The organism is Acinetobacter sichuanensis, assembly GCF_003024515.2.
GTDB classification, from domain to species: domain Bacteria; phylum Pseudomonadota; class Gammaproteobacteria; order Pseudomonadales; family Moraxellaceae; genus Acinetobacter; species Acinetobacter sichuanensis.
This window is the reverse complement of sequence record NZ_PYIX02000005.1, coordinates 52,310-77,560: the sequence shown is the minus strand read 5'-3', so window position 1 is coordinate 77,560 and position 25,251 is coordinate 52,310. Positions and strand designations below refer to the sequence as shown.

The following is a 25,251-nucleotide window of genomic DNA, read 5'->3' as shown; positions in this document are numbered from 1 at the left end:
AAACTAAAGAACAAAATTTGACAAAACAATAGGCAAATTAAATGAATAAATATCTAGCAGAGTTTTTAGGGACCTTTTGGCTTGTTTTTGGTGGATGTGGCAGTGCTGTGCTTGCTGCGGCTTATCCAGAATTAGGCATTGGGTTTGCAGGTGTAGCACTTGCATTTGGTTTAACTGTACTGACAGGTGCTTATGCTTTTGGGCATATCTCAGGTGGGCATTTTAACCCTGCTGTCAGTGTTGGTTTATGGGTCGGCGGACGGTTTGATGCCAAAGACTTAGTCCCATATATCGTTTCACAAGTGATTGGTGGTACTGTTGCTGCGTTTATTTTATATATTATCGTGCAGGGACAAGCGAACTTCGCAGGTGTAGGTGGCTTTGCAAGTAATGGTTTTGGTGATTTATCCCCAAATAAATATTCTATGGTTTCAGCACTGATCATTGAAATTGTGCTGACAGCTTTCTTTTTAATCGTCATTATGGGGTCTACTGACAAACGAGCACCTGCTGGATTTGCACCGATTGCAATTGGTTTGGCACTCACACTGATTCACTTAATTAGCATTCCTGTTACAAATACATCAGTCAACCCTGCACGTAGTACTGCTGTTGCATTCTTTGCACAAACGCCAGCACTTGGACAGTTATGGTTATTCTGGGTTGCACCTATTCTTGGCGCTGCAATCGGAGCAATTATTTATAAAGTTGTGGGCGGCGAACAACAAAAGTAATGCCGTTATACTCGCAAATACAACCGTTAAAAAAACCTGCATCATGCAGGTTTTTTTAATCTGTAAAATATTTTTAGAGAAATGGATTTTCAACCTCACCTTCAACTTGGGTGGTTATTTTTTCTGGTAAATCTGTTTCTTGTTCCAAGGTTTTCACAATTTCATTGAGATAAGCCTGTAAAGCTTTTGCCGCTTTTAGACCCTCTTGGTCTTTGGTCACTTGTAAATTACCATAAATATTAATTCGGTCTTCATCATTTTCCAAAGTTAAATCATGAATTGAATGAGATTCAGTGCCATTTTCAAAGGGTTTAAACATTTTTTCTTCTCATCTTTTTAAGTCATCTCATGAGAAAAGTATAAGGACTTTTCTCATTTAAGCGAGTTAGATTACTTTAAAATTTGTAATAAATATTGCAGTAATACATCTACCAATTGTTTAACTAAAGACTCTTGAACTTGCTCGTCAATCTTGGGCACGTTTCCCTGAGCAGGTGTTGACGATGATGAAGATTGGCTATTAGATGTACCATTTGCAGGTTGAAATTGTTTCTGCAATGTCTTGATCTGATCAGCCGATACACTTGGCGCACACTGGCTTTCAGCATCCCAATGTGAATATTCAACTTTGCCTGTTGCTTTCACTTGGCTAGAATTTAAAGGTAATTTATAGGTATTACGCTTTTGTTCTTCAGTCAATTGAGGAAATAAGTTGATACCTAATTGTTCTTCTAGATAACAAACACTGACGATGTTGACTTTCAAGCTATTATCATTGGGTGCGTAATAAGCACCAATTACACCCTGTTTAGGAATATAAATTGCCTTGAAAACGGCGCTTGGAACAATGACACCTTTACCAATGGTTTTTAATTTTTTGCCTGAAAATACTGGACCTGTGACCACATAAACATCTTTCTTTTGTTTAGTCACAATCGCTCGGGTTGCTTCCTCCAACTCGCGCCAAATCTGTTGATTATTCTTTGGTGCTTGCGGCACCATATTTGCCAAAGAAAAACTATCATGTTGCGAAGCTTTATCTGGCATATCAGCATTCGGTGACATATGCCCACGGTCATAACCTGACCCTTTATAGTCAGACAATAAAGCACGATGACTTAAACTGACACGTGTTTCTTCATGAAAACTATCTTCACGTTTAATTTTTTGACTCAAACGTTCGGGTGATAAATGTTCGGCTGTCCAAAGTGGTGTTTTAGAAACGCCTGAATACATCACATTAAATCCATTAAAACATAATGGATAACTATTTTTTTGTAAGCTTTCTTTGACAAGAAATGGCGGTTCATCTCGATAAAATTGTTTTAAGCATTCTGTTGAGTTCGAACCAACAAAGGGAATGTATTGAGCTATTTTCTCTTGACCAAATGCAATTGCGAAACTGCCTGTAGCAACTAAGCCCAAAATTACTTTAACCACTGAATTATTCAACAAATCTTTCCCTAAATTACGAGTCTTACTACGACGTTTTTTGCGTGCCATATTATGATCACTTGAGTATAAATTAGCTTATCAGGCTAATTTTCAGAAAGGAATATGCTGAATTTTCAATTGAATAAATTTTCTATCATTCTTCATCACAAAAAATACAAAAAAATGAATATTTTGTTGCCTTTACCCAAGGCTTTTTTGAGTGAATTTATGTAGTTAGTGATATTAAATTGAAATTCACAGAATGATTATGACATTTTCAATATCTCAAATCTATTCTCAAGCGCCACAAAATGTCGCATAACTTTAAAACAAAGTTAAAAATAATTAAAGTCTTTATCATCGGTTTTGAGCCATTGTATTTAAAGGCTCAACCAAACACAGCATGCCAAAACAAAAAAGCCAAGAAGTGGATCTTCTTGGCTTTTCATTTCAAAAGAATAAAAATATGATCAAATCTCGATTTGACTTCCCATTTCCACAACACGGTTTGGAGGAATCTGATAAAAATCACTTACAGGACTCGTGTTACGTTGCATTGAAATAAATAATTTTTCACGCCAAGGCGCCATACCATCACCGATTGTATGAATGAGTCGATCACGAGAAATAAAGAAGCTAATCTGCATCATGTCATATGGAATACGTAATTGACCATACGCTTGTTCGAGCGCTACAGGAATATTCGGCTGGTCTTTAAAACCATAATAGACAAAAATCTGCTGAAAACGATCATCTAAGACTTCAACCCGAATACGCTCTTGATCCGTCACATAAGGGACATCGCGTGTGATCACAGTGACCATAATATTACGTTCATGAAGCACTTTATTGTGCTTAATATTATGCAACATGGCATGAGGCACAATATTGGTATTTCCTGTTAAAAAAATTGCTTCGCCTGGTACATAAATCGTTTCCTTACTGAGGCTAACGCTTTTAATAAACAAACTCAGAGGTAAAGCTTCTTTTTCAAGCTTCCCATAAACAATTTCTCGACCATCTTTCCATGTCATCAAAATCGTATAAACGATCGCGCCAATCAAAATCGGCACCCATCCACCTGATACAATTTTTAATGATGTTGATGCTACAAAAATAAAGTCAATCAATAAAAATGGAATCGCAAAAAGTAAAACCTTCCAAAGTGGCCAACGCCATAAACCATAAGCTAACACTGAAATTAAAATCGTACCGCATAGCATAGTCATGGTTACAGCTACACCATACGCACTGGCAAGATTGGCACTATTTTCAAACAATAAAATCAAAATCAGAACGGAAACAAACAATACCCAATTAATAAAAGGTAAATAAATCTGCCCTTGTTCAACATCTGATGTATGGTGTACGGTTAATCGAGGTAAATAACGCAATTGAATTGCCTGATTGACCATTGAAAAAACACCTGTAATCACTGCTTGTGATGCAATCACTGCTGCGGCTGTTGCCAGTCCAATCATGGGGTATAAAGCCCATTCTGGAATCAACAAATAAAAAGGGTTTTCGATTGCAGAAGGGTCACGCAAAAGCAGCGCACCTTGACCTGCATAATTTAACAATAGCGAAGGTAAAACCACAGCAAACCATGCAACTTTAATAGGTAAACGCCCAAAATGCCCCATATCTGCATAGAGTGCTTCACCCCCTGTCATTGTTAAAATCACTGCCCCCATCGTTAAAAATGCAACATAGGGTTGATGAAAAATAAAATGCAGCGCCCAGTGTGGGCTGATCATGGTTAATACGAAGGGAGTTTGACTGATGCTCCAAATCCCAATCACACCAATTGACACAAACCAAGCTAAAGTAATAGGACCAAAAAATTTCCCCATAGTCCCAGTACCATGACGTTGTACAAGGAACAATGCGGTCAAAATACCAATCGCAAGCGGCATGAGCCATTTATTAAATACGGGTGTTGCAATACTTAAACCCTCAATTGCAGATAATACTGAAATCGCAGGTGTAATGATGCCGTCACCAAAGAACAGTGATGCACCAATAAATCCTAAAGCAATGAGATAAATCTTTTTATTGTCAGCGATACGATTTGAACGTAGATTCAGTGCTAACAATGACATGATACCGCCTTCACCATTGTTATCAGCACGCATAATAATGGTGACATATTTAAAGCTGATGGTGAGCATCATGCACCAAAAAATCAGCGATAAAATACCTAATACGGATGCTTCTGAAATCGCCAGATGAGCGGTTAGAAAGCATTGTCTTAAAGCATACAAGGGACTGGTTCCAATATCCCCAAACACGACACCTAATGCAGCTAAGGTGATGGCAGGTAATGCCGCTTTTTTTGCAGTACTTTGCATAAATGAGTCTTCATTTGTAGACACTATTTTTTCGCAATCATATCACTGCAAAAAAACTTTTGCTCTAAATCAATTGTTTCAACTTGGCAGAATTGATTTTTTTAGTTATTATCGCTCGCCTTGGTGAGGTGTCCGAGTGGCTGAAGGAGCACGCCTGGAAAGTGTGTATACGTTTGCGCGTATCGAGGGTTCGAATCCCTCTCTCACCGCCAAATATCAAAGAACTGCACTCCAAAGCAGTATCGAAAGGCTTGAATCTAAAGAGTTCAAGCCTTTTTTAATGTCTTTGCAATGAAGTGCAATCTAGTGCAATCATTGATATAGTGTTGGTATAAAAGTTGGTATATGAATTAATACCAACAAATTTATACCAACAAATGAGCAATGATTATGCTGACAGACTCAAAAATTAGACGTTTAAAACCACCTGTCAATACAAAAAAACCTGATAAATACAGCGATAGTAATGGCTTACAGTTACATGTTTTTTCTAATGGTCGTATGACATGGATTTATGCCTATCGTTTTAATAGTAAACAAAAGAATATTACTTTAGGTTCTTATGAATTTATGAGCCTAGCCCAAGCAAGGATCCATCATTTGCAAGCAAGAGAACTCTTAGCTAATGGCATTGACCCTTCAGAAAAGAAAAAAGAAACCAGACAAACTGAGGATACAAGTCATCTATTTAAAATATTAGCTTATGAATGGCTAGAAAACCGAAGAAATCTAATAAAAGAAACCACTTATTTACGTGATTTATCTGTTTTTGAAAAAGATCTTTTCCCTTTCATAGGAAATATACCAATTAACCAAATTAAAGGTAAAGACATTTTAGAGTGTGCCCAGAAAATTGAAGCTAGGGGGGCACAAGAAATGGCTAAACGTTCAATTCCTCTGGCAGGTCGTATTTTTCGTTTTGCAATTCGTAAAGGGCTTATTGAAAATGATCCCACACCTCATTTACAAGAAGCCCTAAAGCCTCGTAAAGTAAAACACATGGCTCGTTTGGATATTTCTGAATTTCCTCCCTTCTTAGAGCGTATGGATCGATATCATGGAAGTCTAATGATCAAGACAGCAATTCAACTCATGACTTTGACTTTTGTACGCACTGCTGAGCTAAGAATGATGGAATGGAGCGAAATAGACTTTGAAAATAAATTATGGCGGATACCTTCTGAAAAAATGAAAATGGCTGAACCACATATTGTTCCATTATCCAAACAGGCGATTGAACTCATTAAGGGATTACTGCCTCTCACAGGCAATGAACAATACGTCTTTTATAACCACAGTACAGCCAAACCAATGAGTAGTAATGCTTTACTTTGTGTAATTCGTACAATGGGCTACCACGGAAAAATGACAGGTCATGGTTTCCGTGGTCTTGCTTCAACTACATTACATGAACAAGGCTATATGCATGATGCCATTGAAGTACAACTCGCTCATAAGACAGGTAATGCTGTATCAAAGGCATATAACCATGCTCAGCATTTACAATACAGAGTCAATATGATGCAAGAATGGGCAGACTTTATAGACAGTCTTAGAAATAACGTGCTCCCTTTTCCAAAGAATAAAAGGGCTTAAAAATATTCTTTAACAAGCAGTGTGAAAAACTGATAAATCATGTTTTCTTAATTATTTTTAGATTTATACGCTGCTTAATTTCACAATATGATCTCGCTTATAAGTAAAACATTATGGATATTAATAAAATTTTTACCGTACAAACACAAGATTTAAAAATTAAACTCGATAATGCATTATTTTTTTTGTATGAAAAAAATAATTTAATCAAAATAGAATATGATCCTACATCCCCCCTAGAGTTTGACGAACTTGATAAACTTAATGAGGGACGCTATGAATTTTTAGATATTATAGGCAAAACATATGATCTAATTTATCAAGCAGAAAAAGAAATTAACGGACTGGATGATCAAAGCTACGAAATAAATTTAGAATCTGTGCAAAAACTAGCTAAATTTTTTATACATCAGAATTTTAAAGAAAACTTGGACAATATTATGGAAAGAGGGTTATTTAGTTCTTATTTAGCTATAGCAACTTCAAATTTTGCAATGAAGCAAGGTAATTATCAACAAACCCTCCACTGCTTATGTAATGCTTATAACATTTATGGTAGTACCTTAAATATAAAAAATCCTTTTATTAATTTTGAAATTAATAAAATTTCAATTTCACTAAATAATGCACGTCGTGCCAAAATAAAGGCTGAAAAAATATTACAAGAAAAAGCCCCCAAGTTAAAGATATTAGAAGAAACTTGGGATAAGGGCAACTGGACTGCAAAAGGTAGAGGTAAATTTACAGAGTTTGCAAGCCATATAATCCATAGCGAGACAGTTGATGATATGAGCTTTGAAACTATAAAAAACCACATATCTCAGTATGACAAAAAGAAGAAATCTATAAATTAAATTTCACCTAAATATAAATATGCCAGCAGTTTTATACATTTGCAGGCATATTTATAAAGCTGCTAGCATCAGAATTTAATACTTTTTCTATTATTCCTAAGCTTAATTCCATCAAGCCAATGCAACGAATGGCAAAGGCTATCTCTTTCAATTAATGAATAGGATGGAAGTTATGTCTCTCAACAATCAAGAACGCTTTTTACGTATTAAAGACCTTGCAAATTATCCTGAAAAACAAGCAACCACTCACACATATAAAAGTGGTATCAATAAAGGCAAAACCAAAAATATTAGTGCTCGCCCTGCTTCACAAGGGCTAATTGGCGTATCTGATAAAACAATCTGGCAATGGGTAAAGCGTGGTGAGTTTCCTCCCCCAATCAAGCTAACCGATAGTGTCACTGTATGGCGTTTATCTGAAATACAAGCATGGATGCAATCTAAAGGATTGGGGGCTTGATTCATGAACCAATTAACAACATCAGCAGTATTAACTATGTCTATTTTTTCTTCAAAGAGTGACATCAGAAAGTTACTATTTATTTTTTACTTTATTGGCATGCGAATAAAACAGGAGATAAACAAAAAGGCGGTGACACTATGAATATCACCACCTCCATCAAACCCGATTCGATTTTAGCAAATTGTACGGTACTTAATCCACTGGATGACACATATCTAAACCACCCCGTCATTGAACGTTTTGGCAGTCCATCACAGCCGATCTATGTTGATCAATGCAATGTAGACATTAACGGCGTGATGTATGAACAGCCTTTGATTCTACCGATCTATAACGCTCAATTGGAACTCGTACAATGTGCAGTATTACAGGATAAACAGCGAGTTCAAGTCATCCCTGATGGTTTAGCAAAAGGCTTTGCCTACTATGGTCATTTGCACCATAGTAGACCTGTCATCATCACCTATTCACTGGAGGCATTCTTTAAGATTGCTTCCTGTTTAGAAAGCTATGCTGAAAATATGGCGGATACAATTGCAGTCGTATTGGTCATGTTGCCTCATTTGTGTAATCCCAATAAATCAGAACTCAAAGCATTTGATTTTGAACAAATACAATATGTTATTCAGCAATTGTCTAAAGCAAGCTATCAACAGTTATACATGCCTGTTAGACCTGAGCATATACAGCTTGAAGCATTCCAAAACCTTGAAAAAAATACCCCTGTTCGATTGCTTAACCAGTATCAAAAGCCTTATGACACTGAATTTTTTACAGAGTTATCCAAAGAGGATGACATCGAGGAGGTACAGGCGTTTATTAGTGAATCAATTGCTTTATTGCCTAAACAGAATCAGTGGGGCGAGTTATTACCCTTAATACAAAATGAAGAATCTGTTAATACACCTTATCCTATTCATGCTTTGCCACCATTGGCGAAAGAGGCTGTACTTGCCATTGCTGAGTATGTGCAAGCCCCTATTGCAATGGCTGCCCAATGCGTCATAGGTGCCATGTCCCATATTGCCCAAGCCCATGTCAATGCACCACACCCATTTAATGCTCAAGGTGAACCATGCAGTCTGTATTTACTCACTGAGGGACAAAGCGGAAGTCGTAAAAGTACCAGTCGAAATATGGCAGATAAAGCCATTATTCAACATGAACGTAAACAGTACGAGCAATACCGCCGTGACCTTGAGCAATGGAAAAGTGGACAAGCCTCATTAAATAAAAAGGATCGTGAAGCCTATTGCGCTGAGAATCCACCACCACATGACCCTAGTACGCTTTACAGTGACATTACGCTTGAATCTATTGCAGGGCTTTATGTGGACGGTGTACTTAATAACGCTTCTATTGCCAGTGATGAAGCAGGTCAATTTTTTGGTGGCTATACAATGAAAGGTGACACACGTACTCAAGCCATTGGAGGTTATGCCAAGTTATTTGATGATGGTTTTGTAGAAAGAACGCGCTCCAAGTCCAATTTAAACGGTAGTGGTCGTGCTTATGACGTTCGCTTGACGTTTAATCTACAGGGACAACATGAAGTATTAGCTGATGCACTGAAAGACCCAGTGTTAAGAGGACAAGGCTTTTTACCTAGATTTATTCTCACTATTCCTGAGAACTTAGCAGGTACACGGCTACAGGATGCAATCTATCAAAATAAGAATGCCAATATGGACCATCGCTTAATTGCTTACTGGACACGTTGCGAATACTTATTAGATGATTGCCCTCACCCTCATGCAGATCAAGAGCTGTATAACGGTAGATACGTCATTCCAATGAATGAACAAGCGAGGGAAATTGACCTTGCCTTTTATAATATGTTTGAGGAATTACAGGGCAAAGGTAAACGCTATGAATACCTACAGGCATTTGCCAGTCGTGCAAGTCAATTAGCACGGCGTTTGGCTACCGTGTTCGCTTATTTTCAGGGTTTACAGTGGATTGATGCCAGTACCCTAAAGGGAGCGTGTGAAATCATTAAGCATTCGTTAAATGAATGGGCAATGTATGCAGATATTGAGGTTAAAGCCGAAAGTGATGCAGAGAAGTTGATAAAGTGGCTTATACGGAAATGTGTCGACCAAAAGACAACTTGTGTGAGTAAGGCTATTGCATTGAGAGGCGCACCATCGCACTTAAGAAAAGCCAAAAAGTTTGATTTGTACTTAAACGAGTTGATCGAATTGAATTATGTTCGATTAGTAACTATCAATAAGACAGCACATATTGAATTAAACCCTTTACTACTAGAATAGCTGCGATTTTGCAAATTTACCCTGAAATCCTTATATAATCAGCCTTTGAGGTTCGCAAATCAATTGCGAATGATATGTGACCCTTTGCGAATTAAATGTGAATCAATGAAAAATCAACACATGATTCGCAGTTCGCAAATAAAGTACCATATCGTGCGAAGTGTAAAGCCTTATATAGCAAAGGATATAGGGAATATTCGCAGATTCGCACAAATCCAACTAACAATCCATTTCAAAACCATCATTAAATGTCATAAAAAGCCTTAGTGTATTTAAATTTAAAAGATCTCAAAATATCAGGCATTCTTACTATCTTCTAAACACAAATTTTTTATTCTAAAAATTTCTCATTCATAAAAATTAAATTAAAACAGAAACCTAAAAATGTTCCACGATTTTATTAAAAAAGTTTCACTGGCACAAAGCGGAGTCAAATAGTTGCTGTTCTTCACGATCCATCTATAACTTTTTAAACGATTTTCGTAATTATCTAAATGAATAACCTCCATAACTAATCCATACCCTTATTTAATGATTATTCGTGAGCACTTCAGTATTTTCATCCCTAAGATTAAATTTATATTTTTGACAATACTTTAGTACACTACCCCCATTCATTTTTATCGTAATTTTGGAAATTTTAGCAATGACCCAAGTACAACTTCAACAATTACAAAAACAGTTATGGAATATTGCCAATGACTTACGTGGCAAAATGGGTGCTGATGAATTCCGTGATTACATGTTGGGCTTTATTTTCTTTAAATATTTGTCTGAAAAGTCGGTGAACTTTGCCAATGGCTTGCTTAAAGATGAAGGTGAAGACATCACATTTTTAGAACTCCATGAAAGCAATGATGAGCATGTGCCATATATCGAAGCAATCAAAACAAATTCGATTAGTGAAGTCGGTTATGCCCTTTCACCAAGCCAGTTATTCCATAGCATTGCGGAACGTGGTCGTCAGGGTGAATTTATTCTCGATGATATTGCAGCGACCTTAAAAGCCATTGAGCAAAGTACTTTAGGTTCTGACTCTGCTGATGACTTTGCCAATCTGTTTGAAGATTTAGATTTAAACTCGACCAAACTCGGCAACACGGCGAATGATCGTAATGAGTTAATTGCCAAAATTCTCAGTCATTTGGACAAAATTGATTTTGATATTTCCAATACTGAGTCAGATGTCTTGGGCGATGCTTATGAATATTTGATTGGTGAGTTTGCTTCTGGTGCAGGTAAAAAGGCAGGTGAATTTTATACGCCTCAAACGGTATCTACCCTACTTGCGAAAATTGTGACACAAGGCAAAGAGCGTTTACGTTCGGTATATGACCCGACTTGTGGTTCAGGTTCGTTATTGCTTCGTGTAAAGCGTGAAGTGCAAGATGTCGATATGATTTACGGTCAAGAGATGAACCGTACCACCTACAACTTGGCACGTATGAACATGATCTTGCATGATGTGCATTTTGCTAAGTTTGATATTAAACAAGAAGATACTTTAATTCGTCCGCAACATCTTGATAAATGCTTTGATGCTGTAGTGGCAAATCCTCCGTTTTCTGCAAAATGGTCGGCTGATCCGTTGTTTTTACAGGATGAGCGTTTTAGTGCTTTTGGTAAACTCGCACCGAGTTCTAAAGCCGACATGGCATTTGTTCAGCACATGCTTTACCAGTTAGATGAGAATGGCACAATGGCGGTGGTTTTACCGCACGGCGTGTTGTTCCGTGGTTCGAGTGAGGGCGTGATTCGTCAGTACCTGATTGAACAGTTAAATGTGATTGATACGATTATTGGTTTACCTGCCAATATTTTCTATGGCACCTCTATTCCAACCTGTGTTTTAGTGCTGAAGAAAAACCGTGAGCATACAGACAATATTTTGTTTATTGATGCAAGTAATGACTTCGAGAAGCAAAAGAACCAAAACAAGCTTTTACCTGAGCATTTGGACAATATTATTGGGGCATTTGAAAACCGTCAGGATATTGAAAAATATGCCAAAGTGGCAAGCTTGGCAGAAGTTCAAGCCAATGATTACAACCTCAACATTCCTCGTTATGTAGATACCTTTGAAGCGGAAGATGAAATTGATTTAGATGCCATTGCCAAGCAATTGCAAGATTTAGAAGTCAATAGCCAAGCAACTGACAAAGTAATTGCAGACTTCTGTAAAAAGTTGGGCATTGATAGCCCTTTTGCGGAGGCTAAATAATGACTACGCCTAAGTTACGGTTTAAAGAGTTTGATGGTGATTGGTCATTATCGTCGCTTAGTCAATTATCCACAAAAATAGGAGATGGTATTCATGCCACTCCTAAATATGATGAAAATGGAGAAATCCCTTTTATTAATGGCAATAATTTAATCGATGGAAATGTTGTTATTAATGAAAATACAAAACGTATTAACGCTGAGGAATTTAACAAATATAATCAAGCTTTATCTGATAGAACTTTATTTCTTTCTATTAATGGAACAATTGGAAATTTAGCTTTTTATAAAAATGAAAAAGTTCTGCTAGGTAAAAGTGTCTGTTTCATTAATCTGAAAACTGATATAGATAAAAATTTTATCTATTTATTATTACAATCACCAGAACTTACGAAAACTTTTAACTCTGAGCTGACTGGCACAACAATTAAAAATCTTTCATTAGCTACAGTTAGAAATTCAGAGTTTTACTCTCCGACACTAGAAGAACAAACCAAAATCGCTTCTTTTCTTTCCGCAGTCGATGAAAAGATTAGCCAACTCAGCCAAAAACACAGCCTATTAAGCCAATATAAACAAGGCATGATGCAAAAGCTATTTAGTCAGCAGATTCGTTTTAAAGCCGAAGATGGGAGTGAGTTTGGGGAGTGGGAGGAAACGACTTTAGGAAGTTTTTCTTCGAAAATTGGAAGTGGAAGCACTCCAAGAGGTGGAGCAGAAGCATATACAGATAAAGGTATTATTTTTATTAGAAGCCAAAATGTAAATAATGACCAACTTTTGTTAAATGATATTGCTTTCATTCCTGAACAAACTCATAAAAAAATGGCTGGTAGCAAGGTTATTGCGAATGATATTTTACTTAATATTACAGGTGCATCTATTGGTCGTAGTTGTGTTGTACCAAGCACTTTTAGTGAAGGCAATGTAAATCAGCACGTTTGTATTATTAGAACACCTAAAGATAACCCAAGGTTCGTACAATCATTTTTAGCTTCTAAAGCAGGTCAAGATTTGATTGAGTCACATCAAACAGGAAGTGGGCGTGAAGGTTTAAATTTTCAATCAATTCGTTCATTTAGTTTAATGAAACCATGCCTTAAAGAACAAACCAAAATCGCTAATTTCCTATCTAGCATTGACCAAAAAATTGAAGTGGTGGCACAGCAAATTGAACAAGCGAAACAGTGGAAAAAAGGCTTGTTACAGCAGATGTTTGTTTGAGGAAGGTTTCCCCTCTCCTATAAGGAGAGGGCTAGGGAGAGGTTGTAAAATGGCAAATTGGCTAGTTACTGTAAATTACGACGACTTTGAACTTGATAAAGCATTTGATACTTTAGCTAAAATCTATTGGAAAAACTCTACAACGAATCAAGACAAGGGGTTACAGGTCAAAGATATTGTATATGTGTATGTTACAAAACCTGTATCCAAAGTCATGTATCAGTTCAAAGTCATTGGGCATGCTGACAGATCAGAATATCCACTAGCACAAAAAGCATTTTGGAAAGATACCAGTCAACTAGATAGCATTAAGGGATATGCCATTTTTGAAAAATTAAAAAAATTGGATAAAGCCTCTCTTACTTATGAGTCTTTTATTCAACAAAAATTAATTCCTGAAGCGCCAATTCAGGGGCGTCGTACAGACCGAGATAAAGCTCAAGATGATCCGATTCGAATTTTCTTGGAGTATATTGCAAGTAAGTTCGCTGGAGAAACGATAGAAACAGATTATCCAGATGAAGCAGGTGTTAATAGTCCCAAATTTTCTGAAGGCAAAAAAATAACCGTCACTGTAAATGGCTATGAAAGATGTCCCAAAGCTAGAGCTGAGTGTATCGCCATTTATGGAAATCGTTGCTATGTCTGTGGTATGAGCTTTGAACATACATATGGGGCATTTGCTAAAGATTTTATTCATGTACATCATATCGAGCCGTTATATACGATTGGCAAAGAGTATGAAGTAAATCCTAAAGAAGATTTACGCCCTGTTTGCCCGAATTGTCATGCCATGCTCCATAAAACCGAAAATGGTATTCCAATGAATATAAAAAGATTAAAACTTTTATACAGTGTTTCTTTAAATAATCCACTTAGACAAACTTTTGAAGAATAAAGACTCGGAAATTTTAATGCAACTTGATCAAACTCAAACAAATAACTTAGTTGAACTTTTTGAACAACCTTTGCGCTTAGAACGAGAGATTCAAACTTTATTTGAGTAAAACTTAAACGAATTTATGGGACTTATCTGATGATACTGGAAGTAATCCCTTTATGATCATCTAATAAGGTTTTTTAGAATTGGATCTGCCATTAGTTTAAATTGGTAGAAAATAAAATATTTAAAAAAGGAGTTACTGTGTTAAATAAAAAATTATTGTTAGACTTTCAATTTGAAGGTGTTGAAACTCTTGATTTATTTAAACTACATTTTAATCGATTAATCGACCCAAATATTTTTTCAATTAAGTTTAGCCCAGAAGGAATATTAGTTTTAAGAGTTGAATTTTCAGATTATCCTCAATTATCTGTATTTAATTTCAATTGTACTAACCATATAGAAAATAAAAATCCCATTGGTATTGCAAGTTTTTTTCTTGAATGGAACAAAATTCTTATCGAAGATGAAGAAAATTATCCATTTTCTGTAGAATTATTTATGAATAATCTTTCAAGTGATAAATCGGATGAAGAAAAAAGAAAAAAAATACTAAGAGATGAAGAGTTATTTCAGTATTTTGAACCAGAACATGTAGAAAGCTTAAAACTCTTTGGTGAAGTTGAGTTTTTATATCACCTCTATAGAAGTGGTTGTTAAATCAAAATTTGTAAAATTAGATTTATTATTTCGCAACAAGTTATATAAGCTATAGATTATTATAATAAAATCATGACAGTACAAAGCGAAGTACAACTTAAAAAATGGACTTATTGCACAGCTCAATGGATTGGGCTATGCCAATGTCACCATTAAAGATGAAGCCGCTTTGCTATCAAATTTGATGATGGTACAAACACTATTATTTTTTATCAGCCATTGACCAAAAAATTGAAGTCGTAGCTCAGCAAATTGAACAGGCTAAACAGTGGAAAAAAGGCTTGTTACAACAAATGTTTGTTTAAGACCAAATGCTTATTTTGTATTATCTTCAAAGATATAAAATAAGCGCTTTAACACTTAAGCCATAATAAACAACGGAAAAAACATGAAGCCTTTAAGTAAAGTTTTAAGTATGGGATTCATTCTGTCGAGTGTACTGTGTATGTCACATGCACAAGCAGGCAATTCCTACTCACCTAAAACCATTCCTGTGGGGCTTCAAGCGGTTAAAAACTATATTCCCAATACCATTTTTTGGGTCAGTGCAGACAATGACTCCGATGCCCGTTATCGTGTATTACGCCATGACAATCTCAAATATGACAGTGATGAAGGTGAATCACATGCTTACACGGTCAAACTGCGCTTAAAACCAATTGATGACAGCAGTTTACCGATTTTAGAATGTGATGCTATCATCAACTATGACTATAAAGACAAACAAATATCTGACTTATCGAAAGATATATTTGGACATTATTGCGAAAATTATTAATTTAAATTGTGGCGTGAATGTTGATTCATGTCCACGCAAAATAAAAATGAGGAAAAATCATGAAAAAGTTATTGATCATCAGCATGCTACTTTTGCCTATGCTGGCGCAGGCACAGCCTTTTAAATATCAAAAAACGGGCAGTGATTTTAAACATTATCAAGGGCAAGTAGCCTTAACAGGCACGTACTTTCGTGAATTAGACCCTGAATATGTGGATTATTTAGGTGATAATATTTGTTTTACGCCTGATAAAAAATCAGCATCACTAATTCCACGCCCAAAAGGCGATGAACGTAGTGCCTATTTCTGCTTTCATAATTTTGAACAAGCTCGAAAAACCTTTAAATTACCCGATAGCATTAAAAAGGGCTATTGCACTTATGAAGGTAAGGCAACAATTACGATTAAAAACTATGATCTATTCTTTATCGAATCCGAAGGTTTTGACTATACGACTTTAATTTCGGCAAAAAATGTGACACCTGTTAAAACAGTAAAATGCAAGACTTATGAGTGAGTCATTTAAATTTAATAACGCACACAAAACCATCAGTCAATCGATAAGGTATGCTTCTGATTCACAACTACAGCACATCACACAACGAAAGTTTTATGTTTTGTTGATTCAGTGAAATATAAATAAACCTCATATGTAAAATAAATTTCAATCAAAGGATAATTTAAAATGTTATATAAAGCACATATACTTTTAATGTTAATTTTTAGTAGTTTAGTCTTTGAGAGCTATGCTATTCAAATTCAACCAAAAAACATAGATGATAATGTAATTTACATTATTGATAAGAGTAAATACATTAAATATTTTGGCGATAGTAAAAATGTATATTCATATGAGAATAATATTAAGAAATCTAAAATTAATATAGATCGTATTTCTGAAATACATAAAATAGTAAATGAAATTATCATAATTGAAGATGTAGTTGGAAAATATCCAAATCCTCCTATTTTTCATAGAGTACTACCCAATGGAGAGTTAAAAACTAGTCACTATAAATATACCGAAATGCCAGAATTATTTTCATATCATGATGGTTTTTCATGTATTTATAGCTCAAAAGATAATATATCTATTAAATTTAGTTGCTCAAACCCTGATATTTCAAAGACTGCTAAATATTCATATGAGTATAAAAATGGGATTGTTAAACTCATGCAAGTAACATCAGCACAAAACATAAAATCTAATATATGCAGCAATTCTTATCAAAATTTTGTAGAAAAGTGGAATATTTCCAAAGAAAATAATATATATAATACAGAGGATAATATGTCTAATGCAGTTACTGCTGGCTTGGAACAAGCCTTAAATATTACTTGGAAACAATATGCTTCACTTTTAAATAGTAAAAAACTAATTTCTAAAGCAGAATTTAGTAAAAAATATTGTAAAAAATAAGGGCATCTTGTGATATAAATTTTTAAATAAAATCATTATCACAATTTTAAAAGACTTTATACAAATCAAAAATTCCTTACTTAGAGTAGGGGCTATTCCTTTTTACATCAGGTATTTATATTTAATGAAAAGAATTTTAATAGCTTCGTTATCACTTTTCCTTATGAGTACAGCAACCAATGCTCTTAATGATTATAAACTTATTTTTGAAAGTGATTATGATGATGGACCAGAAGAATATCCTTCTATTTATGTAGAAACAAGGTCTTTAAAAAAAGCTAATGGTATTGTGACCGCAACAACTTTAGAGAAATATAGTGAAGATAGTTATGGCTATAAAATTAGATTACAGATTAATTGTAAAACTAAAACGGCTAAATTTCTTCATGCTGTTTGGGCTGGTAGTGAATCTGGTAATGATATGACCCCTGACTTTATTGGAGATGTTATCAAAATTACATCTGAATATAATGGTCCTTATAGTGTTTATAAGCATTACTGTAATTAAATTATAACTCACTATTTAATAGTTTTTTACCGAGCTTTTTCCTTTCTAACTAAAATGTAAACATCCAATAAAAGTCTCTTGAACTCAAGAGAAAAATACATTTTAAAAATGGGAAAAATTTCAAGATCAGATTCCGAACTGTAGATCATTCTCTGTAAGTATTCTTGGGCAGAAATTTTATTGAGGTTTTTCATCATATTTTACTATAAGTTTTCATTATTTAAAGAAATTCTAATATCAAAAAATATCATAATACAAGCAATGAAAAAACTTTTTCAAAATCTTAGTGATCTAGTCTTAAAAGCATAGTTTTATTAGCTATAAGAGATCATTTTTTTGATATTCTTAGCAATATAAATTACTTAATTTTAAATCATTCATCAGGGGGAGAATATGGCTCATGGCAAAAGTATAAAAATGTTCTTAACGGATGGTTTACCCAATGGCATTTTAACTGCCGAAATTATTAATTGGACTGGTCATGTTTTATCTGCCCCTCGAACTAAACTCGCTGAACTCATTAAACGTGAAGAATGCTCTAGAACTGGAATTTATTTTCTAGTGAGCTTTGATCCTGAAAACCCTATGTACCCAAAAGTTTATATTGGTGAATCAGATGATATCGCTAACCGATTAAAACAGCATAATCGCACTGAAGAATCAGGTGGCAAAGATTTTTGGGAAAAAGTTTGTATCGTTACTGGTAAAGATCAAAATATCACTAAGGCTCATATCAAATATTTAGAAAGTCGTCTTATGAATATAGCCAAAACAAATGGTCAATGTCAGCTCGAAAATGGTACTGCTCATAGCTATGCACGACTACCTGAATCAGATATTGCAGATATGGAATATTTCATAGAACAAATTCAGGTCGTATTACCTGTTTTAGGTTATGAATTTCTAAAAGAAGTAAAACATCCAAGTATGTCTAATTCCCTAAACCACCATACTTCTCAAATTGAATTCTCTGAAAATACTGACTTTTATTTAACTGCAAAAGATATTAATGCTAAAGCAAAAATCATTGATGGTGAGTTTTATGTACTAGCAGGCTCCCAAGTACGTAAAGCAGTAACAAATTTGAAGCACACGTATACTAAAAATTTGCGTCCTCAACTATTTGAGTCTAATGTTATTGATTCTAATGCATTTACATTTAATCAAGATTATTTATTCTCAAGCCCTTCTGCCGCTAGTGCAGTAATTTTAGGTAGAGCAAGTAATGGTCGAAAAGAATGGAAACAAGTAGGTACGAATTATACTTATGAAGAATGGCAACAAAACCAAGTTGATGATATTTAAGTTTTTTATGAAACGACAATAAACATGTTTTATGTAACATTTAAACCTACAATTGAGTAATTTTTAAATCATAGGGAAATCATGACTATACAAAGCGAAGCACAACTTGAAAATGAACTTATTGCACAGCTCAATGGCTTGGGCTATGCCAATATCACCATTAAAGATGAAGCCGCTTTACTGTCAAACTTAAAAGCACAAATTGAACGTGCCAATGCATTGCCTCCCCTATCAAATGCTGAATGGAAGCAAGTCATTAGCCACTTAAACAGTGGCACTATATTTGAACGCGCACAAAAACTACGAGACAAATTTCCTGTTAAATTTGATGATGGTTCAAGCAAACATATCTATTTTTTATCAGAACAGCCACAACACAATATTTATCAAGTCAGTAATCAAATCACTGTCGATCATAAAGCGACAAATGGACGTACAAGCCGTTTTGATGTCACTCTCTTGGTCAATGGCTTACCTTTAGTCCAAATTGAGCTTAAACGCCGTGGCATGGAAATTGGTGAAGCATTTCATCAAACCCAACGTTATAGCCGTGAAGCTTATGCTTCAGGACAAGGCTTATTTCAGTTTATCCAACTCTTTGTCATTAGTAACGGCGTGAATACTCGTTATTATTCAAATGGCACAAAAAATATTGAATTTACTTTCCCTTGGGCAGGGATAGACAATAAACCCATCAATGAAGTGGTCGATTTTGCACAGGTATTTTTAACACCCAGTCACATTACCCAAATGATGACTCAATATATGGTGCTTTTAGAAACAGCCAATCCACCTGCATTAATGGTATTACGTCCCTATCAAATTTATGCTGTGCAAAAAATTGTTGCACACGTACAAAATAGTCAAAGAAATGGTTATATCTGGCATACCACAGGTTCAGGAAAAACCTTAACATCGTTTAAAGCCAGTCAAATCATCATGCAAATGCCTGATGTCGAAAAAGTTCTTTTTGTCGTAGATCGTAATGATCTCGATACACAAACATCACGCGAATTTAATGCCTTTAAAAAAGACAGTGTCGATAGCACCACCAATACCAAAACTTTGGTGGATCAGCTTGACCAACGCCATGACAAATTGATTGTTACCACCATTCAGAAACTGAATAAAGCGATCAGTACAGATCGTTATGCCAAACATATTCAGTATCTACAAGATAAAAAAGTGGTGTTTATTTTTGATGAATGTCATCGTAGTCAGTTTGGTGAAACTCATCGCAACATTAAAAAATTCTTTAAAAATGCTCAAATGTTTGGCTTTACAGGTACGCCAATTTTTGAAGAAAATAGCCAATCTAAAGCTGGGTTAAAGCTTACAACTGATCACCTTTTTGATGACTGTTTGCATAAATATGTTATTGTCGATGCCATCCGTGACCGTAACGTTCTACAGTTCCAAATCGACTATAGAGGCAAGTTCACAGCCAAAGGTATGCAGACCAACGAAGATGTTGAAGCGATTAATACCCAAGAGTTATACGACAATCCTCAACGTTTAAATATGATTGCCAACTATATTGTCGATCATCACAACATCAAAACCAAACAACGCAAGTTTACAGCCATGTTTTGTGTCAGCTCTGTCGACATGTTGACACAGTACTATGATATTTTTGAAAAAATACAGGCAGAACGACAAGCAGAAAATACAGCATATACCCCTTTGACTATTGCCACTATTTTCTCTTACGGCGCCAATGAGGCGGTCAATAGCGATGGGCAAAATGGTTTAATTGATGAGGAATCTACTGATATTCCCACACAAGTTAATGTGTCTAGCCGCGATAAATTAGATCGTTATATTGCACAGTACAATACGCAATTTAAGACCAATTTTAACTCAGGCGATCAGTTCTATGCTTATTACCGAGATATTGCACAAAAAGTCAAAGATCAAAAAATAGATATTTTGCTTGTGGTCAATATGTTTTTAACAGGCTTTGACTCTAAATATTTAAACACGCTGTATGTTGATAAAAACCTTAAATATCATGGTTTAATTCAAGCCTTTTCACGTACCAATCGTGTTCTAAATGCAGATAAACCTTTTGGTAATATCTTATGCTTTCGTAATTTGAAACAAGCCACAGATGAAGCATTGGCACTTTTTTCGAATAAAGAAGCCAAAAAAATCGTGCTTATTCCTGCTTTTGAGGAAATTAAAAAAGATTATGACCTTGCTGTAGAAAAGCTTTTAGCATTAAGCAGTGACTACCAAGCTGTAGATGATTTACTGACAGAAGACGATCAACTCGCTTTTATTAAAGCCTTTCGTGAAGTCATGCGCTACAACGCTCAACTTGAAACCTTTATTGAGTATGACCAAGATCAAACCCAACTCGATAAACAAGCGTTTGCTAATTTTGCATCTAAATATGCAGATCTTTGTCGTGAAGTCAAAACTTCAACCCAAAAAGATAAAGTCTCTGTTTTAAGCGAAGTCGACTTTCAACTGGAGCTATTACATAGTGATCGGGTGAATGTCGGCTACATCCTGAACCTATTGCAAATGGTGGTAAATGCAAAAAATGCGACCCAACGTCAGCAATATGAGGCACAAATTTATGATCTCTTAGGTGGTGAAGTAAGTTTGCACAACAAACAAGAATTGATTAAAAAGTTTATAGAGCAGAATGTACCAAAAATGATCAACGGGCAAAGTGTACAACAGGCTTTTGCTCAATTCTGGGATGTAGAAAAAGAAAACGCCTATCAACAGCTTTGTGAGCAAGAAAATTTAAAACCTGATGTCATGAAAAGTGTTTTAAAGCAATATGAATTTACTAAACGTATGCCACGTAAAGAAGAAATTTCAGAATTGCCTAATTACAAATTAGGTCTATTTAAGCGAGATGGTATTTTGAATGACCTTCTGTCTAAAACCCAGCGATTTATTGAGAAGTTTTATTTAGGACTGTAAATTTAATCATCATTGGAATGCTCAACATCGTAATAGCATAGAAAATAAATTTTTATGCCTTTACGACGCATTTTATCCTTGATATCAAATTAACATCACTTAAACATGCAAAGCACTTTTGTAATTTGTTGGTATTTTTGTTGGTATCTATAAATTTTTAAAAAAATTTCTAAATAAAAAACAAATCATTACACTATAAATATGATTCCCTCTCTCCCGCCAAATATCAAAGAACTGCACTCCAAAGCAGTATCGAAAGGCTTGAATCTAAAGGGTTCAAGCCTTTTTTAATGTCAAAAAATTTAGGTTTCTATTTACGCTATTGAAGCCAATCATCAGAAAAACACCACCAATATCTAAATTTATAAGCTCAAGAAAACCTAAGATTCAACATATAGATACAAATTTTTAATTTTAAAAACTGATTTAAATGACAATAAAATTGTATAAATTAACGATATTAACTTGATTAAAATAAATATTTTGTTATTAATCAAGAAAGAGAGCATTTATACCTCATGGGAGAATTATCGAATATTTCTATTCAATATCATTTAGATGCAATGTTGAGCCACTACGATGAAAGATGCAGTATCAACAGTTGATGAAGCACATAGAACACGTCGATTCTGGTATTCGGGAGTCATAATGAATAACAGCACAAATTATGTAAAACAACTCAAAAATGCTAAACGTGGCGGATATACCCCTACTATTGCGAAGGATATTAATAAACATAAAATTCAAAAGGCGATACGCTTAATTGAACAATGGAGAAAACTTGCAAATGAGCTTAAACCCCAAATGCAAATTGATATGGCTTTAACTTTAGAAGAATGCGCGCAGGATTTAGATCAAATTTTAAGGAGTAAATAAAGATAAAATTATACTCATGATCCATTCCAATCACTTTTATTTAAACCCTAGATCTTAATTCATTGACCTTATATAGCACTTAAAATATCCACTATATAAGGTCTTCTCACCGAAAAATGCGCACTAAATAATCTATTTAGACTTTTAGGATCAATGATTTACTATAAAACTAGAGAAAAATTTAAAAAAATATTTAATTGGTTATTTTTTGGCTTGCATTTCTGTCATTTTTCTGTAAAATTCTCGCCACGTTGCCGGCATAGCTCAGTTGGTAGAGCAACTGACTTGTAATCAGTAGGTCCACAGTTCGAATCCGTGTGCCGGCACCATTTTATACTTAACCTCGATTTTTAGTGAGGTTTTGTTGTTTTTAGCCGCCGCAATATATTTTAATTTTACATTTTTATGTACATACATTTTTATGTGCGCTGATTTGCACATACTGAATCAGACCATCTTTAAATAATTTTTCACATAATCGCGCTGTCATTTGAATTTTGATATTGTCTAAAGATGTCAATTGAGTATCAGCAGCTTTGATATATTGTGAAAATCCGTGTAATACTTGTTCAGAAAGATCAATGATTTGAATATCTGCAAACCCACAATTCGATATGATTTTTTCAGTATTTTTCTGATTTTCTAAATTTTGAATTTTAATATCAGCCGATTTAAGTAAATAACGATATTTTTGTTGTTCAAAATGTGAAAGTTGCTGCCATTTTTCCGATAACATTAAATAGTGAAAACCCAAACGTCCTTTTGAATTTAAAACCTCATGTATGGCATTTAGAAATGAATTTAAATTGCTATGATAAGCAGCATCAATACATAAAACGACATCAAAATAAGCAGTTGGAAAAATATTTTTTAAATTTAAAAATGAAGCACAATAAAGTTTAATCTTTGAATTTAAATTTTCTTGTAAAAACGCAATACATTTAGCTTGTACATCAACAGCACTAATATCCTGAATTTTATATTTATTTTGCCAATTTAACAGACTAGCTCCCTGCCCACAGCCTAAATCTAAAAGTTTATCTTTTGAATTTAAAGCAACAGCATGCGCCAATTGATCTGCTAATTGGCAACATGCTTGTGGATATGACTCCGTTTCAGGCGTCCAATATCCTAAATTCGTCCAAGCATAAACAGCATGATCACCTAAGTTTTTTGCATTAATCGCATATTTATGTTGTGACAATTGTTGCTGTAATGCTTGAAACCATTTCATTGAAAATTAATAACCGAGTTGGGGAGCAACCTCAACTTTAGGTTTTAAACCCACAAATGGCAATGGCGCACCAAAAGTTTGTGCAATATGCATTGCAGAAGTGACGGCTGACTCTAAAATTGGTAATCCATCACATGACCAAGAACCACAATAGAACACCTTACGATTCGCTTGCTGATGTCGTTGCTGCAATTCTTTATTCAATGCCACAGTATCTGAATTTACCACTGCACGGGTCAACGTCACACTAGAAATTACTTTTTTCGCAGCGATTTCAGTTACAGGTCGCCATGTCTGAAAAACAGGTGATTTACCCACTAAACTTGGCTCTACCGAGTTCAACCAAACTGTAAATTGTTGCTTGGTAAACTTACGATCCATCATATAACTGAGTACACACCAGTCTTTACGATTAGGCGGCATGACACTCGCATCGGTATGCATCACCAATTCGCCTTGCTCAAATTTAAATTGTTTTAACAAAGCAATATCATCTGCAAATTGTTCTTTATTTAAAAAATCTTCAATTTTATTGGTTGGTGTTGCCACAATGACACGGTCAAAATGAAATTGCTCACCCTGTATATTTTCAACTAAAACTTGTTCGCCTTGCTCTTCAATTTTTGAAACTGCTGAACTACTGTGAATGTCGATACCCTCAACAAGTTTATCGACTAATGCAGGAGTACCGCCTTGTAAACGTAATAAAGCATCACCATCTGTCAGTTGTCTTAAAAAAACCAATAATGGTTTTGCTGGCCACTCACCAATCGTTTTTGGATCACAGGTACAAATGGTATAAAGCACAGGCATCACTGCACCATGCCAAAACACTTCCTCAATGTCATTTTGGTTAATAAATTCGGCTAAGGTAATGTCTTGATTCTTCGATTTAAAAAATTGATGAATCGCAGTTTTGAGCTGTAACATCCCTTTGACTAAACGCCAACCGTATTGCTTAATGCCTTTACGATTATTAATGATCGGAAAATTTCCAATGCGTGTACGAGATGTCGTTAGCCATGTTTCTGTTTTGTCTTCAAATAACCAACTACACGCCATAAATGTGCGCACAGGAAATGTTTTTATTCCCAAGTATGCAGCAAGACTTAAAGTATTTTCCCATAAGTGTGGATTCATGACTCTTAAAGGTGCATCGATCAAACCACCTTCAAATTCAATACTGTGGCTATCCATTCCACGACCAGGTAAAGCTTCAAAAAGAGTAATGTCATGTCCTGCATCTTTCAGAATTCTTGCAGTAGCAAGCCCTGCCATGCCACTACCAATCACTGCAATATTCAAAGTTATTATCCGAGAGTTAACTATTTTTTTTATTATGAATGAAGGCTTGTAAAAATAGGCTATTAAAAAGTTCCAGTTTTTCAGGTTTTTCACAAATCAAAAAAGTGCGCTAGTGTATAAAAAAATTCAATA

General features: G+C 34.9%; 21 protein-coding genes, 2 tRNA genes and 1 pseudogene. 19 read left to right on the top strand and 5 right to left on the bottom strand.

Going from position 1 to position 25,251, the window contains the following annotated elements:
- The first annotated feature begins 41 nt into the window (after positions 1-41).
- Positions 42-734: an aquaporin Z gene (gene aqpZ / locus C9E89_RS05075; protein WP_107007203.1), complete on the top strand. Its 693-nt coding sequence runs from the start codon at positions 42-44 to the stop codon at positions 732-734.
- 73 nt (positions 735-807) lie between these two features.
- On the opposite strand, the gene C9E89_RS05070 is transcribed toward aqpZ, so the two are convergent.
- The 3 genes from C9E89_RS05070 to C9E89_RS05060 form a co-directional block, all read right to left on the bottom strand.
- Positions 808-1,053 carry a hypothetical protein gene (locus tag C9E89_RS05070; RefSeq protein WP_107007204.1) on the bottom strand — a complete coding sequence of 82 codons (246 nt, stop codon included), beginning with the start codon at positions 1,051-1,053 and terminating at the stop codon, positions 808-810.
- Between the two features lie 71 nt (positions 1,054-1,124).
- Positions 1,125-2,237 (bottom strand): DNA/RNA non-specific endonuclease, encoded by a 1,113-nt coding sequence (locus C9E89_RS05065; protein WP_107007205.1) that lies wholly within the window; start codon positions 2,235-2,237, stop codon positions 1,125-1,127.
- Positions 2,238-2,638: 401 nt separating this feature from the next.
- A complete protein-coding gene (locus C9E89_RS05060) occupies positions 2,639-4,519 on the bottom strand; it encodes a potassium transporter Kup (RefSeq protein ID WP_107007206.1) in 1,881 nt (626 codons plus the stop codon).
- 122 nt (positions 4,520-4,641) lie between these two features.
- Between C9E89_RS05060 and C9E89_RS05055 the strand changes: the two genes are divergently transcribed.
- From C9E89_RS05055 to C9E89_RS04975, 18 genes and pseudogenes are all read left to right on the top strand, one after another.
- A tRNA-Ser gene (locus tag C9E89_RS05055) sits at positions 4,642-4,731 on the top strand.
- 178 nt (positions 4,732-4,909) lie between these two features.
- Positions 4,910-6,115 (top strand): tyrosine-type recombinase/integrase, encoded by a 1,206-nt coding sequence (locus C9E89_RS05050; protein ID WP_107007207.1) that lies wholly within the window; start codon positions 4,910-4,912, stop codon positions 6,113-6,115.
- A 113-nt stretch (positions 6,116-6,228) separates the two neighbouring features.
- Positions 6,229-6,969: a hypothetical protein gene (locus C9E89_RS05045; protein ID WP_107007208.1), complete on the top strand. Its 741-nt coding sequence runs from the start codon at positions 6,229-6,231 to the stop codon at positions 6,967-6,969.
- Between the two features lie 163 nt (positions 6,970-7,132).
- A complete protein-coding gene (locus tag C9E89_RS05040) occupies positions 7,133-7,429 on the top strand; it encodes a helix-turn-helix transcriptional regulator (RefSeq protein ID WP_107007209.1) in 297 nt (98 codons plus the stop codon).
- A 140-nt stretch (positions 7,430-7,569) separates the two neighbouring features.
- Positions 7,570-9,705 carry a DUF3987 domain-containing protein gene (locus C9E89_RS05035; protein ID WP_107007210.1) on the top strand — a complete coding sequence of 712 codons (2,136 nt, stop codon included), beginning with the start codon at positions 7,570-7,572 and terminating at the stop codon, positions 9,703-9,705.
- A gap of 646 nt (positions 9,706-10,351) precedes the next feature.
- The gene (locus tag C9E89_RS05030) at positions 10,352-11,926 is read left to right on the top strand and encodes a type I restriction-modification system subunit M (protein ID WP_107007211.1); all 1,575 of its coding nucleotides are present in this window, start codon (positions 10,352-10,354) and stop codon (positions 11,924-11,926) included.
- On the top strand, positions 11,926-13,149 hold the full coding sequence (locus tag C9E89_RS05025; protein WP_107007212.1) for a restriction endonuclease subunit S: 1,224 nt from the start codon (positions 11,926-11,928) through the stop codon (positions 13,147-13,149). Before C9E89_RS05030 ends, C9E89_RS05025 begins: the two co-directional genes overlap by 1 nt.
- A 49-nt stretch (positions 13,150-13,198) precedes the next feature.
- The gene (locus C9E89_RS05020) at positions 13,199-14,047 is read left to right on the top strand and encodes an HNH endonuclease (protein WP_107007213.1); all 849 of its coding nucleotides are present in this window, start codon (positions 13,199-13,201) and stop codon (positions 14,045-14,047) included.
- Positions 14,048-14,293: 246 nt separating this feature from the next.
- Positions 14,294-14,752 carry a hypothetical protein gene (locus tag C9E89_RS05015; protein WP_107007214.1) on the top strand — a complete coding sequence of 153 codons (459 nt, stop codon included), beginning with the start codon at positions 14,294-14,296 and terminating at the stop codon, positions 14,750-14,752.
- Between the two features lie 206 nt (positions 14,753-14,958).
- A pseudogene (locus C9E89_RS23760) lies at positions 14,959-15,057 on the top strand (hypothetical protein); the annotation flags it as partial.
- Positions 15,058-15,140: 83 nt separating this feature from the next.
- Entirely contained in the window at positions 15,141-15,530 is a 390-nt protein-coding gene (locus C9E89_RS05010) for a hypothetical protein (RefSeq protein ID WP_147305711.1), read from the top strand.
- 59 nt (positions 15,531-15,589) lie between these two features.
- The gene (locus C9E89_RS05005) at positions 15,590-16,048 is read left to right on the top strand and encodes a hypothetical protein (protein WP_107007216.1); all 459 of its coding nucleotides are present in this window, start codon (positions 15,590-15,592) and stop codon (positions 16,046-16,048) included.
- Positions 16,049-16,216: 168 nt separating this feature from the next.
- Positions 16,217-16,951, top strand: a complete 735-nt coding sequence (locus C9E89_RS05000) for a hypothetical protein (protein ID WP_107007217.1) — start codon at positions 16,217-16,219, stop codon at positions 16,949-16,951.
- Positions 16,952-17,075: 124 nt separating this feature from the next.
- Positions 17,076-17,459, top strand: coding sequence for a hypothetical protein (locus tag C9E89_RS04995; RefSeq protein WP_147305710.1), 384 nt, complete (start codon positions 17,076-17,078; stop codon positions 17,457-17,459).
- 393 nt (positions 17,460-17,852) lie between these two features.
- Positions 17,853-18,764: a GIY-YIG nuclease family protein gene (locus tag C9E89_RS04990; protein ID WP_107007219.1), complete on the top strand. Its 912-nt coding sequence runs from the start codon at positions 17,853-17,855 to the stop codon at positions 18,762-18,764.
- A gap of 81 nt (positions 18,765-18,845) precedes the next feature.
- Entirely contained in the window at positions 18,846-21,704 is a 2,859-nt protein-coding gene (locus tag C9E89_RS04985; RefSeq protein WP_107007220.1) for a type I restriction endonuclease subunit R, read from the top strand.
- Positions 21,705-22,352: 648 nt separating this feature from the next.
- A complete protein-coding gene (locus tag C9E89_RS04980; protein ID WP_107007276.1) occupies positions 22,353-22,580 on the top strand; it encodes a hypothetical protein in 228 nt (75 codons plus the stop codon).
- Between the two features lie 253 nt (positions 22,581-22,833).
- A tRNA-Thr gene (locus C9E89_RS04975) sits at positions 22,834-22,909 on the top strand.
- A 74-nt stretch (positions 22,910-22,983) separates the two neighbouring features.
- Here the strand turns inward: C9E89_RS04975 and C9E89_RS04970 are convergent.
- Both C9E89_RS04970 and C9E89_RS04965 read right to left on the bottom strand, forming a co-directional pair.
- Entirely contained in the window at positions 22,984-23,814 is an 831-nt protein-coding gene (locus C9E89_RS04970) for an SAM-dependent methyltransferase (RefSeq protein ID WP_107007221.1), read from the bottom strand.
- 6 nt (positions 23,815-23,820) lie between these two features.
- Positions 23,821-25,119: an FAD-dependent oxidoreductase gene (locus tag C9E89_RS04965; protein ID WP_107007222.1), complete on the bottom strand. Its 1,299-nt coding sequence runs from the start codon at positions 25,117-25,119 to the stop codon at positions 23,821-23,823.
- Positions 25,120-25,251 lie beyond the last annotated feature (132 nt).

Excerpts from the sequence above, each read along its gene's own strand:
- aqpZ (WP_107007203.1), top strand. The coding sequence starts at position 42 with ATGAATAAATATCTAGCAGAGTTTTTAGGGACCTTTTGGCTTGTTTTT.
- C9E89_RS05070 (WP_107007204.1), bottom strand. The coding sequence starts at position 1,053 with ATGTTTAAACCCTTTGAAAATGGCACTGAATCTCATTCAATTCATGAT.
- C9E89_RS05065 (WP_107007205.1), bottom strand. The coding sequence starts at position 2,237 with ATGGCACGCAAAAAACGTCGTAGTAAGACTCGTAATTTAGGGAAAGAT.
- C9E89_RS05060 (WP_107007206.1), bottom strand. The coding sequence starts at position 4,519 with ATGCAAAGTACTGCAAAAAAAGCGGCATTACCTGCCATCACCTTAGCT.
- C9E89_RS05050 (WP_107007207.1), top strand. The coding sequence starts at position 4,910 with ATGCTGACAGACTCAAAAATTAGACGTTTAAAACCACCTGTCAATACA.
- C9E89_RS05045 (WP_107007208.1), top strand. The coding sequence starts at position 6,229 with ATGGATATTAATAAAATTTTTACCGTACAAACACAAGATTTAAAAATT.
- C9E89_RS05040 (WP_107007209.1), top strand. The coding sequence starts at position 7,133 with ATGGAAGTTATGTCTCTCAACAATCAAGAACGCTTTTTACGTATTAAA.
- C9E89_RS05035 (WP_107007210.1), top strand. The coding sequence starts at position 7,570 with ATGAATATCACCACCTCCATCAAACCCGATTCGATTTTAGCAAATTGT.
- C9E89_RS05030 (WP_107007211.1), top strand. The coding sequence starts at position 10,352 with ATGACCCAAGTACAACTTCAACAATTACAAAAACAGTTATGGAATATT.
- C9E89_RS05025 (WP_107007212.1), top strand. The coding sequence starts at position 11,926 with ATGACTACGCCTAAGTTACGGTTTAAAGAGTTTGATGGTGATTGGTCA.
- C9E89_RS05020 (WP_107007213.1), top strand. The coding sequence starts at position 13,199 with ATGGCAAATTGGCTAGTTACTGTAAATTACGACGACTTTGAACTTGAT.
- C9E89_RS05010 (WP_147305711.1), top strand. The coding sequence starts at position 15,141 with ATGAAGCCTTTAAGTAAAGTTTTAAGTATGGGATTCATTCTGTCGAGT.
- C9E89_RS05005 (WP_107007216.1), top strand. The coding sequence starts at position 15,590 with ATGAAAAAGTTATTGATCATCAGCATGCTACTTTTGCCTATGCTGGCG.
- C9E89_RS05000 (WP_107007217.1), top strand. The coding sequence starts at position 16,217 with ATGTTATATAAAGCACATATACTTTTAATGTTAATTTTTAGTAGTTTA.
- C9E89_RS04995 (WP_147305710.1), top strand. The coding sequence starts at position 17,076 with ATGAAAAGAATTTTAATAGCTTCGTTATCACTTTTCCTTATGAGTACA.
- C9E89_RS04990 (WP_107007219.1), top strand. The coding sequence starts at position 17,853 with ATGGCTCATGGCAAAAGTATAAAAATGTTCTTAACGGATGGTTTACCC.
- C9E89_RS04985 (WP_107007220.1), top strand. The coding sequence starts at position 18,846 with ATGACTATACAAAGCGAAGCACAACTTGAAAATGAACTTATTGCACAG.
- C9E89_RS04980 (WP_107007276.1), top strand. The coding sequence starts at position 22,353 with ATGAATAACAGCACAAATTATGTAAAACAACTCAAAAATGCTAAACGT.
- C9E89_RS04970 (WP_107007221.1), bottom strand. The coding sequence starts at position 23,814 with ATGAAATGGTTTCAAGCATTACAGCAACAATTGTCACAACATAAATAT.